At 72.9% G+C, this 13,386-nt stretch carries 12 protein-coding genes; 8 read left to right on the forward strand and 4 right to left on the reverse strand.

Going from position 1 to position 13,386, the window contains the following annotated elements:
* Window positions 1–186 precede the first annotated feature (186 nt).
* The gene (locus ACYBSK_RS15890) at window positions 187–363 is read left to right on the forward strand and encodes a hypothetical protein (protein WP_457477734.1); all 177 of its coding nucleotides are present in this window, start codon (window positions 187–189) and stop codon (window positions 361–363) included.
* 63 nt (window positions 364–426) lie between these two features.
* Here the strand turns inward: ACYBSK_RS15890 and ACYBSK_RS15895 are convergent, their stop codons facing one another.
* Window positions 427–2,082 (reverse strand): amidohydrolase, encoded by a 1,656-nt coding sequence (locus ACYBSK_RS15895; RefSeq protein WP_460246548.1) that lies wholly within the window; start codon window positions 2,080–2,082, stop codon window positions 427–429.
* A 47-nt stretch (window positions 2,083–2,129) separates the two neighbouring features.
* The gene (locus ACYBSK_RS15900) at window positions 2,130–3,614 is read right to left on the reverse strand and encodes an APC family permease (RefSeq protein WP_460246549.1); all 1,485 of its coding nucleotides are present in this window, start codon (window positions 3,612–3,614) and stop codon (window positions 2,130–2,132) included.
* Between the two features lie 159 nt (window positions 3,615–3,773).
* On the opposite strand from ACYBSK_RS15900, the gene ACYBSK_RS15905 reads away from it, so the two are divergent.
* Window positions 3,774–4,472 carry a TetR/AcrR family transcriptional regulator gene (locus ACYBSK_RS15905; RefSeq protein ID WP_460246550.1) on the forward strand — a complete coding sequence of 233 codons (699 nt, stop codon included), beginning with the start codon at window positions 3,774–3,776 and terminating at the stop codon, window positions 4,470–4,472.
* A gap of 77 nt (window positions 4,473–4,549) precedes the next feature.
* Here ACYBSK_RS15905 and ACYBSK_RS15910 read toward each other — a convergent pair whose 3' ends face one another.
* Window positions 4,550–5,248: a FadR/GntR family transcriptional regulator gene (locus ACYBSK_RS15910; RefSeq protein WP_460246551.1), complete on the reverse strand. Its 699-nt coding sequence runs from the start codon at window positions 5,246–5,248 to the stop codon at window positions 4,550–4,552.
* Between the two features lie 213 nt (window positions 5,249–5,461).
* Between ACYBSK_RS15910 and ACYBSK_RS15915 the strand changes: the two genes are divergently transcribed.
* From ACYBSK_RS15915 to ACYBSK_RS15935, 5 genes are read left to right on the forward strand one after another with little or no spacing between them, the layout of a single operon-like run.
* Window positions 5,462–6,868: an L-fuconate dehydratase gene (locus ACYBSK_RS15915; protein WP_460246552.1), complete on the forward strand. Its 1,407-nt coding sequence runs from the start codon at window positions 5,462–5,464 to the stop codon at window positions 6,866–6,868.
* Between the two features lie 20 nt (window positions 6,869–6,888).
* Entirely contained in the window at window positions 6,889–7,644 is a 756-nt protein-coding gene (locus tag ACYBSK_RS15920; RefSeq protein WP_460247038.1) for an SDR family NAD(P)-dependent oxidoreductase, read from the forward strand.
* A gap of 5 nt (window positions 7,645–7,649) precedes the next feature.
* Window positions 7,650–8,654 (forward strand): aldo/keto reductase, encoded by a 1,005-nt coding sequence (locus tag ACYBSK_RS15925; protein WP_460246553.1) that lies wholly within the window; start codon window positions 7,650–7,652, stop codon window positions 8,652–8,654.
* Window positions 8,651–8,965, forward strand: coding sequence for an L-rhamnose mutarotase (locus ACYBSK_RS15930; RefSeq protein ID WP_457477741.1), 315 nt, complete (start codon window positions 8,651–8,653; stop codon window positions 8,963–8,965). The genes ACYBSK_RS15925 and ACYBSK_RS15930 overlap by 4 nt, the downstream gene beginning before the upstream one ends.
* Entirely contained in the window at window positions 8,962–9,828 is an 867-nt protein-coding gene (locus ACYBSK_RS15935; RefSeq protein ID WP_460246554.1) for an amidohydrolase family protein, read from the forward strand. Before ACYBSK_RS15930 ends, ACYBSK_RS15935 begins: the two co-directional genes overlap by 4 nt.
* On the opposite strand, the gene ACYBSK_RS15940 is transcribed toward ACYBSK_RS15935, so the two are convergent.
* Window positions 9,789–11,198, reverse strand: coding sequence for a lipase maturation factor family protein (locus ACYBSK_RS15940; protein WP_460246555.1), 1,410 nt, complete (start codon window positions 11,196–11,198; stop codon window positions 9,789–9,791). The two genes, ACYBSK_RS15935 and ACYBSK_RS15940, sit on opposite strands and share 40 nt — an antisense overlap.
* Window positions 11,199–11,273: 75 nt before the next feature.
* Here ACYBSK_RS15940 and ACYBSK_RS15945 point away from each other — a divergent pair, with 75 nt between their 5' ends.
* Window positions 11,274–13,376, forward strand: coding sequence for a SpoIIE family protein phosphatase (locus ACYBSK_RS15945; RefSeq protein WP_457477744.1), 2,103 nt, complete (start codon window positions 11,274–11,276; stop codon window positions 13,374–13,376).
* Window positions 13,377–13,386: the final 10 nt, after the last annotated feature.

Consider the following 13,386-nt stretch of genomic DNA (forward strand, 5'->3'; position numbering starts at 1 on the left):
GGGTCCGACACCTCGACCCATGGTGGCCGTCCCGGGAGAGGCCGGAACCACGGCCGGTCCCACCAGCGACATACCGGCGCCACCGCGCTCGAACTGGCCCTTTGTACCTGCCCGATCGGGCGCCGGACCCCGCGCGACGCCGGGCCGGACAGCCGAGCGGGTTACCCGACACACAAGGAGTGCGCGGTGACACCAGAGAAGACGAATCGCGAACAGCGCCCGAAGGACCGGGCCGAGCGGGGCGGCCGCCTCAGGACGGAGAAGCTCGGCAGCCTCGACGTCTGGGCGCGGTCCGCGCCGATCCGCCTCGCGGGGTACGAGGACGATCTGGCGGAGCCGCACATCCTGCCCAGCGTGGACTAGGCGCTCTGCTCGTGGCGCCGTAACGGGGGTGCGGTCCCGGGGCGCTGCCCCGGACCCCGCTCCTCAAGCGCCGGAGGGGCTTGAGTGGACCCGTGTTCCGCCGACGAAGGTCTGTGTGACGCGGGTCGCGGCGATCTCCGTCGTGGGGCCGGCGAACGGGTCGCGGTCCAGGATTGCGAGATCCGCCAGGTGCCCCACGGCGACGACCCCGGTCTCGCCGTCCAGACGGTTCACGTACGCGCTGCCGGAGGTGTACGCCGTGAGCGCGTCGTGGAGCCCGATGCGCTGCTGGGGCAGGAACTCCGGGGTCCCCGCGGGCGCGTCCGCCAGCACCCGGTTCACCGCGACATGGATGCCCTGCAACGGATCGGCGCTGCTCACCGGCCAGTCGCTGCCCGCCGCGAGGGTCGCCCCGGCCCGCAGCAGCGCGCCGAACGGGTACTGCCAGGACGCCCGTTCCGCACCCAGGAACGGGATGGTCAGCTCGTCCATCTGCGGCTCGTGCGCGGCCCACAGCGGCTGCATGTTCGCCGTCGCCCCCAGCTCCCGGAACCGGCCGATGTCATCGGGGTGCACCACCTGAAGATGCGCCAAATGCGGACGCGTGTCCGTCCAGCCATTGGCCCGGCGTGCCGCTTCCACGGCATCGAGTGCCTCGCGGACGGCCCGGTCGCCGAGTGCGTGGAAGTGCACCTGGAACCCGTGGGCATCGAGCTCGGTCACGTACGTCTTCAGCGCCTCCGGCGGTACGAAGCTGATCCCGCTGTTGTCCGAGCGGCAGCCGCAGCCGTCGAGATACGGGCCGAGCAGCGCCGCCGTCCCGTTCTCCGCCACCCCGTCCTGCATGATCTTCACGGTCGTCGCGCGCAGCCGGCCCCGGGCGTCGGCCGCGCGCCGGGCCAGCAGCTCCTCGATCTGCTCGGTGCCGCGTGCCCGGTCCCACCACAGCGCGCCCACGACCCGCGCGGTCAGGCTGCCGTCGTCGGCGCAGGCCAGATACGCCTCCGTCGGATCGGAGAGGTTGGCGTGCTCGCCGAGGAGGGCGTCCTGCCAGGCCGTGATGCCGAGGGAGTGGAGGTGGGCCTGCGCGCGGAGCAGCCCGGTGATCTTCTCCTCTCGGGTGACCGGGGGAAGCAGCCGCCCGACGAGGTTCGCGGCCCCCTCCTGGAGCGTGCCGGTCGGCGAGCCGTCCGCGGCGCGCTCGATCCGGCCGTCGGCCGGGTCCGGGGTGCGGGCGTCGATCCCGGCGGCCCGCAGCGCCCGGGAGTTGACCCAGGCGCCGTGGTGGTCACGGTTGACCAGGTACACCGGCCGGTCCGGCACCAGCGCGTCCAGCTCGGCCGCCGACGGCACCCCGCCGGGGAACGCCTCCATCGCCCAGCCGCCCCCGGTGATCCATTCGGCCTCCGGGTGCGCGGCGGCGTACGCGGCGATCACCTCCCGGTACTCGGCGAGCGTGGTCCCGCCGCTCAGGTCGCACTGCCCCATCTCCAGGCCCGCGCCGACCGGGTGTACATGGGCGTCCTGGAAGCCGGGGACCAGCAGCTTCCCCGCCAGGTCGACCACCTCCGTGCGCGGGCCGATCAGCTCGCGCACCTCGTCGTGGCCCACGGCGACGATCCGCTCGCCGCGGACCGCGACCGTCGTGGCGCGGGTGCGCGCGGGGGAACCGGTGTGGACGGGGCCGCCGGTGAAGACGAGATCGGCGGGTGCGGTCATGGTGTCAACTCCTTGTGCATGTATGGCTGTTCAGCGGGCGTGCCGGTTCAGGTGGTGGCCCGGGGTCCGGCCGGTTCGACGGCGTCGGCGTCCGTGCCGCGCCCGGTGGTGAAGTAGGGGGAGTGGCGGCCGTACTTCGCGACCCCGGCCATCACCAGACCGGAGACGATGATCGCCGCGGGGACCGCCAGCATGAACCAGCCGTTGTCCGGGCTCAGTTCGAAGTGATCGCTCATCGTCGCGTACGAGTACGCCAGATACGCCCCGATGCCGAGCAGCGCGAGTGCGCTGAGCCCCGGCACGAGGACCGCGCGCACCGCCTCGCGCGGCGCCGTTCGCAGCAGCGAGCGGAAGCGGACCGCGCAGGCGAGGGCGGTGAGACCGTAGTAGAGGGCGACGGTGAGCCCGATGGAGTTCACGGCTGCGAGGATCATGTCGTTCAACTTCGGTATCGCCAGGGCCAGCAGCGCCACCACCGCCGCGATCGACATGACGACCACGGTGCCCGCCGCCGGAGAACCGTACCGAGGGCTGACCCGCGTCCAGAGCCGGCCCATCGTCCGGTCCCGGCCCATCGCGAGCAGGCCCCGCGCCGTCGGGATCACACTGGCCTGGAGGGACGCCACCGCCGAGAACAGCAGCGCGAGCAGCGGCAGGCTGGCCACCGGCTCCTCCGCGAGCCTCGCGCCGAGGTACGTGAGGGCCTGCGGTCCCTGCGCGACCAGCTCCGGCAGCGACATCTCGCGCTGGAAGGCCACGGACCCGTAGAGGAAGAGGCCGAGCATCGCGAACAGGGCGATGAACCCGCCGCGCCCCGCGTCCCGCACGTCCTTCGTCTCCTCCGTGACGGTGAACGCGGCGTCCCAGCCCCAGAAGAAGAACACGGCGAGCACCAGGCCCTGCGCGAAGGCGGTCCCGTCGTGAACGGCGAACGGGTTGAACCACGACCACTGGAAGGCGTGCGACCCCGTGACCAGGGACCAGCCGCAGAACCCGAGCAGCACCGCGTACTCGAAGACCAGCAGCCACGCCTGGAGCCGGGTCGCCTTGCGGACGCCGGTGACCGCGGTGACGGTCACGGCGGAGAGCACGACCAGGCCGACGACGGTCGACAGCGCCGTCGAGTTCGGATCGAGGCGGAACCCCCACACGGCGTGCAGACCCGCCTTGTTGGCGAACTGGAGAAAGACCGAGCCCGTCACCGCGCTCGTGTACGCCATGAACACCAGCGTGCCGACGAGCGTCACCCAGCCCGTGAGGAAACCGGGCCACGGGCCGAGCGAACGCCCCACCCACACATAGCCGTTGCCCATGTTGGGTTCCTGCCGGTTCAGCCGGGCGTAGGCCGTCGCGATGCCCAGGATCGGCACGAACGCCACGAGCAGGACCGCCGGCGCGTGCAGCCCGACCGTCGCGGCGAGGGAACCCATCCCGATGCCGATGCTCGTGGTCGCGGCGGTGCTGGACGCGGCGATGGCGATGCCGTCGACGACGCCGAGGGAGCGGCGCAGGCCCGGTGGTTCGCTTCTCATGATCGGTCTCCCGGAGGCAGGACGGAGGCGGGACGGAGGCAGGAACGAAGGAGGGAACAGCCGGTGGGGGCGGCGACCGAGATCAAAGCGGTCTTGTCAGCGTTGCGTCAATGGTGTTGTCATAAGCGCGCACGGGCGGCCGAGCGAGGGGAGAACGCGATGACCGAGGGGCGGATACCCGCGGAACGGCGGCGCCGCAGGCCGACCAGATCGGGGGTCCTGCTGTCCGAGGACGTGATCGTCGACTGCGCGCTGCGCCTGGTCGGGCAGCACGGCCCGGACGCGCTGAGCGTGCGCCGCCTGGGCGCGGCCCTCGGCTGCGATCCGAGTGCGCTGTACCGCTACTTCCACAGCACGGACGACCTGCTGCTCGCCGTCTCCGACCGGATCATCGGCGAGGCCATGGCGGGCTTCCACCCCGAGCGCATGACGTGGCGCGACGGCCTGCGCGAGTTCGGCCTGCGCATCCACCGCGGCTACCGGGCGCACCCGCGGGTCGCGGCGCTCGCGGCGTACCGGGTGACGCGGCGCGCGCACGAGTTCCGTGCCGTGGATGCGGGCATCGGCCTGCTCCGGCGCGCCGGTTTCGACGACGAGGCCGCGGTGCGCCACTACTCCGCCTTCGTCGACACCGTCCTCGGCCACGCGGCCCTCGACGCGGCGTACGTGGCGCTGCCGGCGGAGCGCAGGGAGGCGGACGACCGCGCGTGGACGGACGAGTACGCCCACCTCCCCCCGGACACCCACCCCCACCTCGGGGGCGTCCGTCCCCACCTGCCCCTGATGACCGGCAGCTCCTTCGACCTGGCCCTGGACCTGCTGCTGACGGCACTTGAGGCGACGGCTGCTGCCACATAAGCCCCTCCGGCGATTGAGGAGCGGGGCCCGGGGCGGAGCCCCGCGACGTCAACCCCGGCCGACCTCGACGGGAACGCTCACGCCAACTGCCCCCGCAACCACCCCTCCACCTCACCCACGTGCCCCGCGGCAGCCCCCCGCGCCACCTCCGGATCCCTCGCCTCCAACGCCCGCAGAATCCGCCCGTGCTCCCGCCGCGTCCGCTCGAACGCCCCCTCCTGCTCGTACCCGCGCCACACCCGCGCCCGGAACGTCCGTGACGACAGTCCCTCCAGGATCGCCGCCATCGTCTCGTTCCCGGCCGCCGCCGCGATCGTCCGGTGGAACGCCAGATCGTGCGCGAGGATCTCGTCGGGGTCGTCCGTCGCCTCCATCGCCGCCAAGTTCCGTGCCAGATCGGCGAGTTGCGCGTCCGTGATCCGCGCCGCGGCCAGCGCCGTCGCGTGGGACTCCAGGATGCGCCGCACCTCCAGCAGTTCCACCATCCGCTCCCCGCGCGACAGATCGGCGACCACACCGAACGTCTCCAGGAGGTCACCCGCCTCCAACTGCGTGACGTAGATGCCGGATCCGTGCCGCGCCTCCAGTACACCGAGCACGGTGAGCGCCCGGATCGCCTCCCGCATGGAGCTGCGTGAGATCCCGAGCTGCGCCGCCAGTTCCCGCTCGGTGGGCAGCCGCCCACCCGGCTGGAGCTCGCCGTCGCCGATCATCGCCTTGATCTGTTCGATGGCCCGCTGGGTGACGGTGCCCTTCCGCGGGTCGGTCTGCTGCATGCGGCGCAGTGTAGCCAGCCAAGTGGTCCGACCACTAGGGGAATACGCGCCCCGCTGAAGCCCATGCGAAGCGCAAATAGCGAGGAAAGTTGGGCACGACGGGTGTTGGCGCGTCCAAGTGGTCTGATAAATATCTCGGCGCGGCCGGTATCGCACGGAAGGGACCGGCCGTGCTCAGGACCGACCCGCCAACCCCGCGCGAAAGGCTCCCTGTTGCCCGCGACACCGCCTCCGACACCGCCCCCGTCACCGCGCCCGGCGCCCCCTCCGGCCCCGCCCCGCGTCACCGCCGTCGACACCTACGACATCCGGTTCCCGACCTCCCGGGAGCTCGACGGGTCCGACGCCATGAACCCCGACCCCGACTACTCCGCCGCCTACGTCGTCCTGCGCACCGACGACCCCGAGGGCCACGAGGGGCACGGCTTCACGTTCACCATCGGCCGCGGCAACGACGTGCAGGTCGCCGCCATCGACGCGCTGCGCCACCACGTCGTCGGCCGCTCCCTCGATGCCCTGTGCGCCGACCCCGGCAGCCTCAGCCGCGACCTCGTCGGCGACAGTCAACTCCGGTGGCTGGGGCCGGAGAAGGGCGTGATGCACATGGCGATCGGCGCGGTCGTCAACGCCGCCTGGGACCTCGCCGCCAAGCGCGCCGCGAAACCCCTGTGGCGGCTGCTCGCCGAGGCCGAGCCCGCCTGGCTGGTCCAGCAGATCGACTTCCGGTACATCGCCGACGCCCTCAGCCCCGACGAGGCCCTCGACCTCCTCCGCGCGGGCCGGCGCGGCGCCGCCGACCGCACCGCGCGGCTCGTCGAACGCGGCTACCCCGCCTACACCACGTCCCCCGGCTGGCTCGGCTACAGCGACGAGAAGCTCACCCGCCTCGCCCGGCAGGCCGTCGCCGACGGCTTCACCCAGATCAAACTGAAGGTCGGCGCCGACCTCGACGACGACATCCGCCGCTGCCGCACCGCCCGCCGGGCCCTCGGCCCCGGCATCCGCATGGCGATCGACGCCAACCAGCGCTGGAACGTCGACGACGCCGTCCAATGGACCAACGCCCTCGCCGAGTTCGACCCCTACTGGGTGGAGGAGCCGACCAGCCCCGACGACATCCTCGGCCACGCCGCCGTCCGGCGGGGCGTCGCCCCGGTGAAGGTCGCCACCGGCGAACACGTCCAGAACCGCGTCGTGTTCAAACAGCTCCTCCAGGCGGGCGCCATCGACGTCCTCCAGATCGACGCCGCCCGCGTCGGCGGCGTCAACGAGAACCTGGCGATCCTGCTGCTCGCCGCCAAGTTCGGCGTCCCCGTCTGCCCGCACGCGGGCGGCGTCGGACTGTGCGAACTCGTCCAGCACCTGTCCATGTTCGACTACGTCGCCCTGTCCGGGACGACCGAGGACCGGGTCATCGAGTACGTCGACCATCTGCACGAGCACTTCGTCGACCCGGTCGTCGTACGGCAGGGCCACTACACCGCACCCGCGGCCCCCGGCTTCTCCGCCACCATGCGGGCCGCGTCCATCGCCGAATTCAGCTATCCGGGCGGGGAGTTCTGGCTCAAGGACCTCGCCGCGCAGCACGCCGCCGACCCCACGAACGGAGCCCGAGCATGAGCGACACCAGCGAGCGGATGGTGCAGGACTTCGCGGGCCTGAAGGTCCTCGTCACCGGCGGCGCCTCCGGTATCGGCCTCGCCGCCGCGCTGCTGTTCGTGGCGCGCGGCGCCGACGTCGCCGTCCTCGACCGCGACATCACCGACGTCGAGAAACCGCTGCGCGGCTACGCCGCCGACGTCACCGACGACACCACCGTCCGGGCCGCCGTGGCCACGGCCACAGCCGACCTCGGCGGCCTGGACATCCTCGTCAACAACGCGGGCATCGGCGCTCAGGGCACCGTCGCCGACAACGACGACGCCGAATGGCACCGCGTGCTCGACGTCAACGTCATCGGAATGGTCCGCGTCGCGCGCGCCGCCCTCCCCGCACTGCGGAACTCCGACAACGCGGCCATCGTCAACACCTGCTCCATCGCCGCCACGGCGGGCCTGCCGCAACGCGCCCTCTACTCCGCGTCCAAGGGCGCCGTGCACTCCCTCACCCTCGCCATGGCCGCCGACCACCTACGCGAAGGCATCCGCGTCAACTGCGTCAACCCCGGCACCGCCGACACCCCCTGGGTCGGCCGGCTCCTCGACAAGGCGGCCGACCCGGCCGCCGAACGCGCCGCCCTCGAAGCCCGCCAGCCCACCGGGCGCCTCGTCTCCGCGGAGGAAGTCGCGGGCGCCATCGCCCACTTGGCGAGCCCGCTCTCCGGCGCCACCACCGGCACCTCCCTCGCCGTCGACGGCGGCATGCAGGGGCTGCGGCTGCGCCCCGCGGGCCAGTGACCCGCATGCGCACCGCCACGCTCGGCCGCAGCGGCGTCCCCGTCACCGCCCTCGGCTTCGGCGCCGCGGGCATCGGCAACCTCTACACACCCGTCCGCGACGACGAGGCCCACGCCGCCCTGGACGCCGCCTGGGACGCGGGCCTGCGCTCCTTCGACACCGCGCCGCACTACGGCCTCGGTCTGTCCGAACGCCGGGTCGGCGCGTTCCTCGCCACCCGGCCCACGGGCTCGTACACCCTGTCCACGAAGGTCGGCCGTCTCCTGGAGTCGTACGACGGTGGGGGCGACGACAGCGCCCACGGGTTCGCCGTGCCCGCCACCGCGCGCCGCGTGTGGGACTTCAGCGCGGCCGGGGTACGCCGCTCCATCGAGGAGAGCCTCGGCCGCCTCGGCGTCGACCGCATCGACGTCGTCTATCTGCACGACCCCGACGACCACGCGAAGGAGGCGTTCGGTGAGGCGTACCCCGAGCTGGAGCGGCTGCGCGGCGAAGGGCTCGTGGGGGCCATCGGCGCGGGCATGAACCAGTCCGCGATGCTCACCCGCTTCGTCCGCGACACCGACGTCGACGTGGTGCTGTGCGCGGGCCGTTACACCCTCCTCGACCAGCGTGCCCTGAAGACACTGCTGCCCGCCGCCGTCGAGCGCGGCGTCTCCGTCGTCCTCGGCGGCGTCTTCAACTCCGGCCTCCTCGCCGACCCCCGGCAGGGCGGCACCTACGACTACACCCTCGCCTCACCCGAAGTCCTGTCCCGAGCACGGCGGTTGAAGGAGCTCGCCGAACGGCACGGCACCACCCTGCGCGCCGCCGCGCTCGCCTTCCCGTTCGGCCACCCGGGCGTCACCGGCGTCCTCGTCGGCATGCGCTCGGCCGCCGAAGTCGTCGACACGGTGGCGCAGTTCGAGACGCGAGTGCCCGACGCCTTCTGGCGGGAGGCCCGCGCCCAGCACCTCCTCCCCGCCGACGCGCCCGTACCGTCGCCCCCAGAACAGGAGCCGAACCCGTGAGAGTCGCCCTGCACACCAAGGTCCGCGCCGACCGCGTCCACGCGTACGACGCCGCACACCAGGAAGTGCCGCGGGAGCTGGTCGCCGCGATCCGTGCGGCGGGCGCGCGGCAGTGGACGATCTGGCGCAGCGGCACCGACCTGTTCCACGTCATCGAGTGCGAGGACTACGCCCGGATGCTCGCCGAACTCGCCGAGCTGCCCGTCAACATCGCCTGGCAGGCCCGCATGGGCGAACTCCTCGACGTCGTCCACGACTACTCCGCCGAAGGCGCCGACGCCGGTCTGCCCGTCGTGTGGGAGCTGTCATGACCGTCGCGGGCGTCGTCGACGCGCACCACCACGTCTGGGACCTCTCCGTACGCGACCAGGACTGGATCACCGGACCCGAACTCGCGCCACTGCGCCGGGACTTCACGCTCGACGACCTGGCGCCCGAGCTGCGGGCGCACGGTGTGGACGCCACCGTCCTCGTGCAGACCGTGACGGTCGCGCAGGAGACGCCCGAGTTCCTGGCACTCGCCGAGCGCGACGCACACGTCGCGGGAGTCGTCGGCTGGACCGACCTCACCCGCCCCGACGTCCGTGACACCCTCCACGCCCTGCGCGAACTGCCCGGCGGACGCCACCTGGTGGGCATCCGGCACCAGGTGCAGGGCGAGCCCGACCCCGGGTGGCTGCTCCGGCCCGACGTGGGCCGCGGCCTCGCCGCCGTCGCGGAGGCGGGGCTGGTCTACGACCTCGTCGTCCTGCCGCACCAGCTGCCCGCCTGCGTCAAGGCCGCCGCCGCACACCCGGAACTCACCTTCGTCCTCGACCACCTGGGCAAGCCGCCCATCGCGGCGGGGGAGCGGGAGCCCTGGCGCGGCGACGTCCGGGCTCTCGCCGCCCTACCGAACACCGTCTGCAAGCTCTCCGGCATGGTGACCGAGGCCGACCGGGCGCACTGGAGCGTCGACGACCTGCGGCCGTACGCGGACACGGTCCTCGACGCCTTCGGGGCCGAGCGCGTCATGTTCGGCTCCGACTGGCCCGTCTGCACCCTCGCTGCCACCTACCGACAAGTCCTGGACACGGCGCGGCAGTTGGTGGGCGGCGACGACCCCGACGTCTTCGGCGGCACCGCCCGCCGCGTCTACCTCAGCCGCGTCGGCGGCAGGAACTCCCGTACGTAGGTCCGCTCCCACCACGCCCCCGTCTCCCGCAGCTCCCGCCACGACGTGAACCGGTAGCGGTACACCCGCGCCCGGATGTGCACCGGCGGGGCATCGGGCGGGAACGGGCAGTGGCGCAGCAGCCGCAGCGTGTCCCGGTCGCCCTCCAGCAGCCGCTCGACCAGCCCCTGGAACCAGGACCGGGCGTACGCGGGGGAGAGGGCGGCGAACCACATCATCCAGTCGAGCCGCAGATGGTACGGCGCGAACTGGCGCGGGAGGCGGCGCGGATCGCCGGGCTTGCCCTTGAACTCGTAGGCCAGCCACCCCGAATCCGGTTGCGGCCTCTCCTCGGCCGTGCCCTCGATGACGATCTCCTGCCGGACCCGCCCCACCGTGCCGAACGCCCCGTACGTGTTGACCAGGTGCAGGGAGTCGTACGAGCGGTTCATCGCCTGGCGGCGGGAGAGCAGATTGCGCACCGGCCGGACGCTGAGCGCCGCCACCGCCGCCGTCAGGGCCAGCACCACCACCGCGTACCAGAGCGGTGCCCCGGGGAGCGCCGGTGGCGGGTGCGCCGACGACAGGTCGAGGGCGGAGGCGGCGACGACGATCGTCAGCCAGTTCAGCCACGCGAAGTTCCCGGAGGCGACCAGCCACAGCTGCGTGACGATCATCAGGGCCGCCGCCCACGTCGCGACCGGCTGCGGCGTGAAGAGCAGGAACGGCACCACCAACTGGGTGACGTGGTTCGCCGCCACCTCGACGCGGTGCAGCGGGCGCGGCAGACGGTGGAAGAACCAGCTCAGCGGGTTCGGCATCGGCTGTGTCTCGTGGTGGAAGTCCAGACACGTCAGCCGCCGCCAGCAGGCGTCGCCCCGCATCTTGATCAGCCCGGCCCCGAACTCCAGCCGGAACAGCACCCAGCGCAGCAGGAACAGCACCAGGACCGGCGGCGCCACCTCGTCGTTGCCGAGGAACACCGCCAGGAAGCCGACCTCGAGCAGCAGCGACTCCCAGCCGAAGCCGTACCAGGTCTGCCCGACGTTCACGATCGACAGATACAGCGCCCACGGCACCAGCCACAGCAGCATCGCCGCCCACAGCGGCAGCAGCCCGTCCACCCCGGCGACCAGCCCGCCCGCCACCACGGCGCCGCCCCACGCGCACCCCGCGAAGAACCGGTCCGAGTAGTGCAGCCGGAACAGCGAGGGCGCCGCCTTCCACGGCACCCGCGCCAGGAACCGGGGGACCGGTGTCATCCCGCGCTCCCCGATCAGCGCCCGGAACTGAAGCGCCGCCGCCACGAACGCCACGAGGTACAGCGCCGCGAGGCCGCGCTGGAACACCAGGCGGGCGAGCCATGCGTCGGACGCTCCGAACCAGTCCATGCCCCCAGTGTGTGCCCGGCGCTCCGCCGAGGTCACGACGTGCGGGCGCCGGGGGCTCGGCCTAGCGTGGGCCCCATGGGCGCGGGCAACGGGGGTGGCGAGGAGTCCGGGTTCGCCCCAGGCGGGGAGAGCCCGGAGGACTCCTCACGCGGATTTCTGGAGGCGTACGGGCGGGGCCTGCGCATGGGCAGCTTCGACTGGGACCTCGACACCGGTCTGATGGCGATGGACGCCCAGGCCCACGAGGTCTTCGACCTGCTCCCCGAGGAGTACGACGACCGCCCGGAGACCCTCGCCCGGCGCGTCCCGGTCAGCGAGGGCGGGCGGCTCGACAGCATCGTGACCCGGGCCCTGAAGTGCGGCGAGGAGACCTACGGCACGTACTTCCGCATCCGCACCCGCACGGGCGACATGCGCTGGACCCACACGCGCGGCTACATCCGCCGCGACGAGCACGGCCGGCCGCGCCGCATCGTGGGCATCGTCCGCGACGCCACCGACGAGCTGAACGACGCCACCGTGCACGCCGAACGCGAGGCCCGCCGGGCCCTGCGGCGCGGCGACACCAGCGTCGTGCAGCACACCACGGCCGCGCTCGCGCACGCCCGCACCGTCCAGGACGTCATCGACGTGCTGCGCGACACCCACGGCGTCGACCACCGCGGCGCCACCAGCTTCGTCATGGGCCTCGTGCGGGCCGGGCGCATCCACCTCGTCGCCGAAGGACCTCAAGGTGCCTTCGTGCCGGGCATCCACGCCACCCGCGTCGACGACCCGTACCCGATGAGCGAGGCCGTGCGCACCCTCCAGCCCCGCTTCATCGAGTCGCCGCAGGAGTTCGCCACGCACTACCCCGAGCTGTGGCCGCGGATCGCCCACATGAAGATCACCTCGGCCGCCTACCTGCCGCTCATCGCGCAGGCCAAGCCCATCGGCGTGGTCGGCCTGCTCTTCCACGACCGCCAGGGCTTCACCGAGTCCGAGCGCAACGTCCTCGTCGCCCTCGGCAGCGGCATCGCCCAGAGCCTCCAGCGCGCCATGTTCTACGAGCAGGAGAAGGACCTCGCGCAGGGCCTCCAGCAGGCCATGCTGCCGCGCACCATCCCCGACGTGTACGGCGCCGACATCGCCGTCCGCTACAGCTCGGCGTCCGTCGGCCGGGACATCGGCGGCGACTGGTACGACGTGATCCGGCTGCCCGGCGGCCGGGTCGGCGCGGTCATCGGCGACGTCCAGGGCCACGACACGCACGCCGCCGCCGTCATGGGCCAGCTGCGCATCGTGGTGTGCGCCTACGCCGCCGAGGGCCACACCCCCGCCACCGTCATGGCCCGCGCCTCCTCCTTCCTGCACGAACTCGACACCGACCGCTTCGCGACCTGCCTGTACGCGGAGGCCGACCTGACGACCGGCGTCGTCCAGCTCGTCCGGGCCGGGCACCTCGACCCGCTGCTGCGCCTGCCCGACGGGACCTGCCGCAGGCTCCCGGTCGAGGGCGGCCTCCCGCTCGGCCTGTCCGCCGAGTTCGGCCGCCTCGACTACCCGGTCACCACCGCGGAACTCGACCCCGGACAGACGCTGCTGCTGTGCACCGACGGCCTCGTCGAGCAGCCCGGCACCGACCTCGACGACGGCCTCCAGGCCCTCACCGCGCTCATCGGCACCGGCCCCGACGACCTCGACCTGCTCGCGGACCGGCTCGTCGCCTCCGTCGAGGAACGCGACGCCGAGGACGACGTGGCGCTGCTGCTCCTGCGCCGCCGCGCCGCGGGCGCCGTGCACAGCGGCGGCCGGCTCACCGAGCACGTACCACCCGGCGACCCCGAGGCGCTGCGCGCCGCCCGGCACATGATCCGGCACGCCGTCCGCGCCTGGGGCGCGACCGAGTGCGCCGACGAGGTCGAACTCGTCGCCGACGAGATGATCACCAACGCGCTGATGCACACCGAAGGCCCCGCCATCGTGACCCTGCGCGTCCTCACCGGCGCCGACCGAAGACTCAGGGTCGACGTGGAGGACACCTCCAGCGCCCTGCCGCGCCGCCGGGAGGCCGGCGAGGAGGGCGTCTCCGGGCGCGGCCTGCTCCTCGTCGACCGGCTCGCCGACCTGTGGGGCGTGGAGGCGCGCGGCGTCGGCAAGTGCGTGTGGTGTGAATTCGTGGTGCCCGCGCGCGAGTGAGAGGCTGGAC

This window comes from Streptomyces sp. BYX5S (assembly GCF_054724165.1).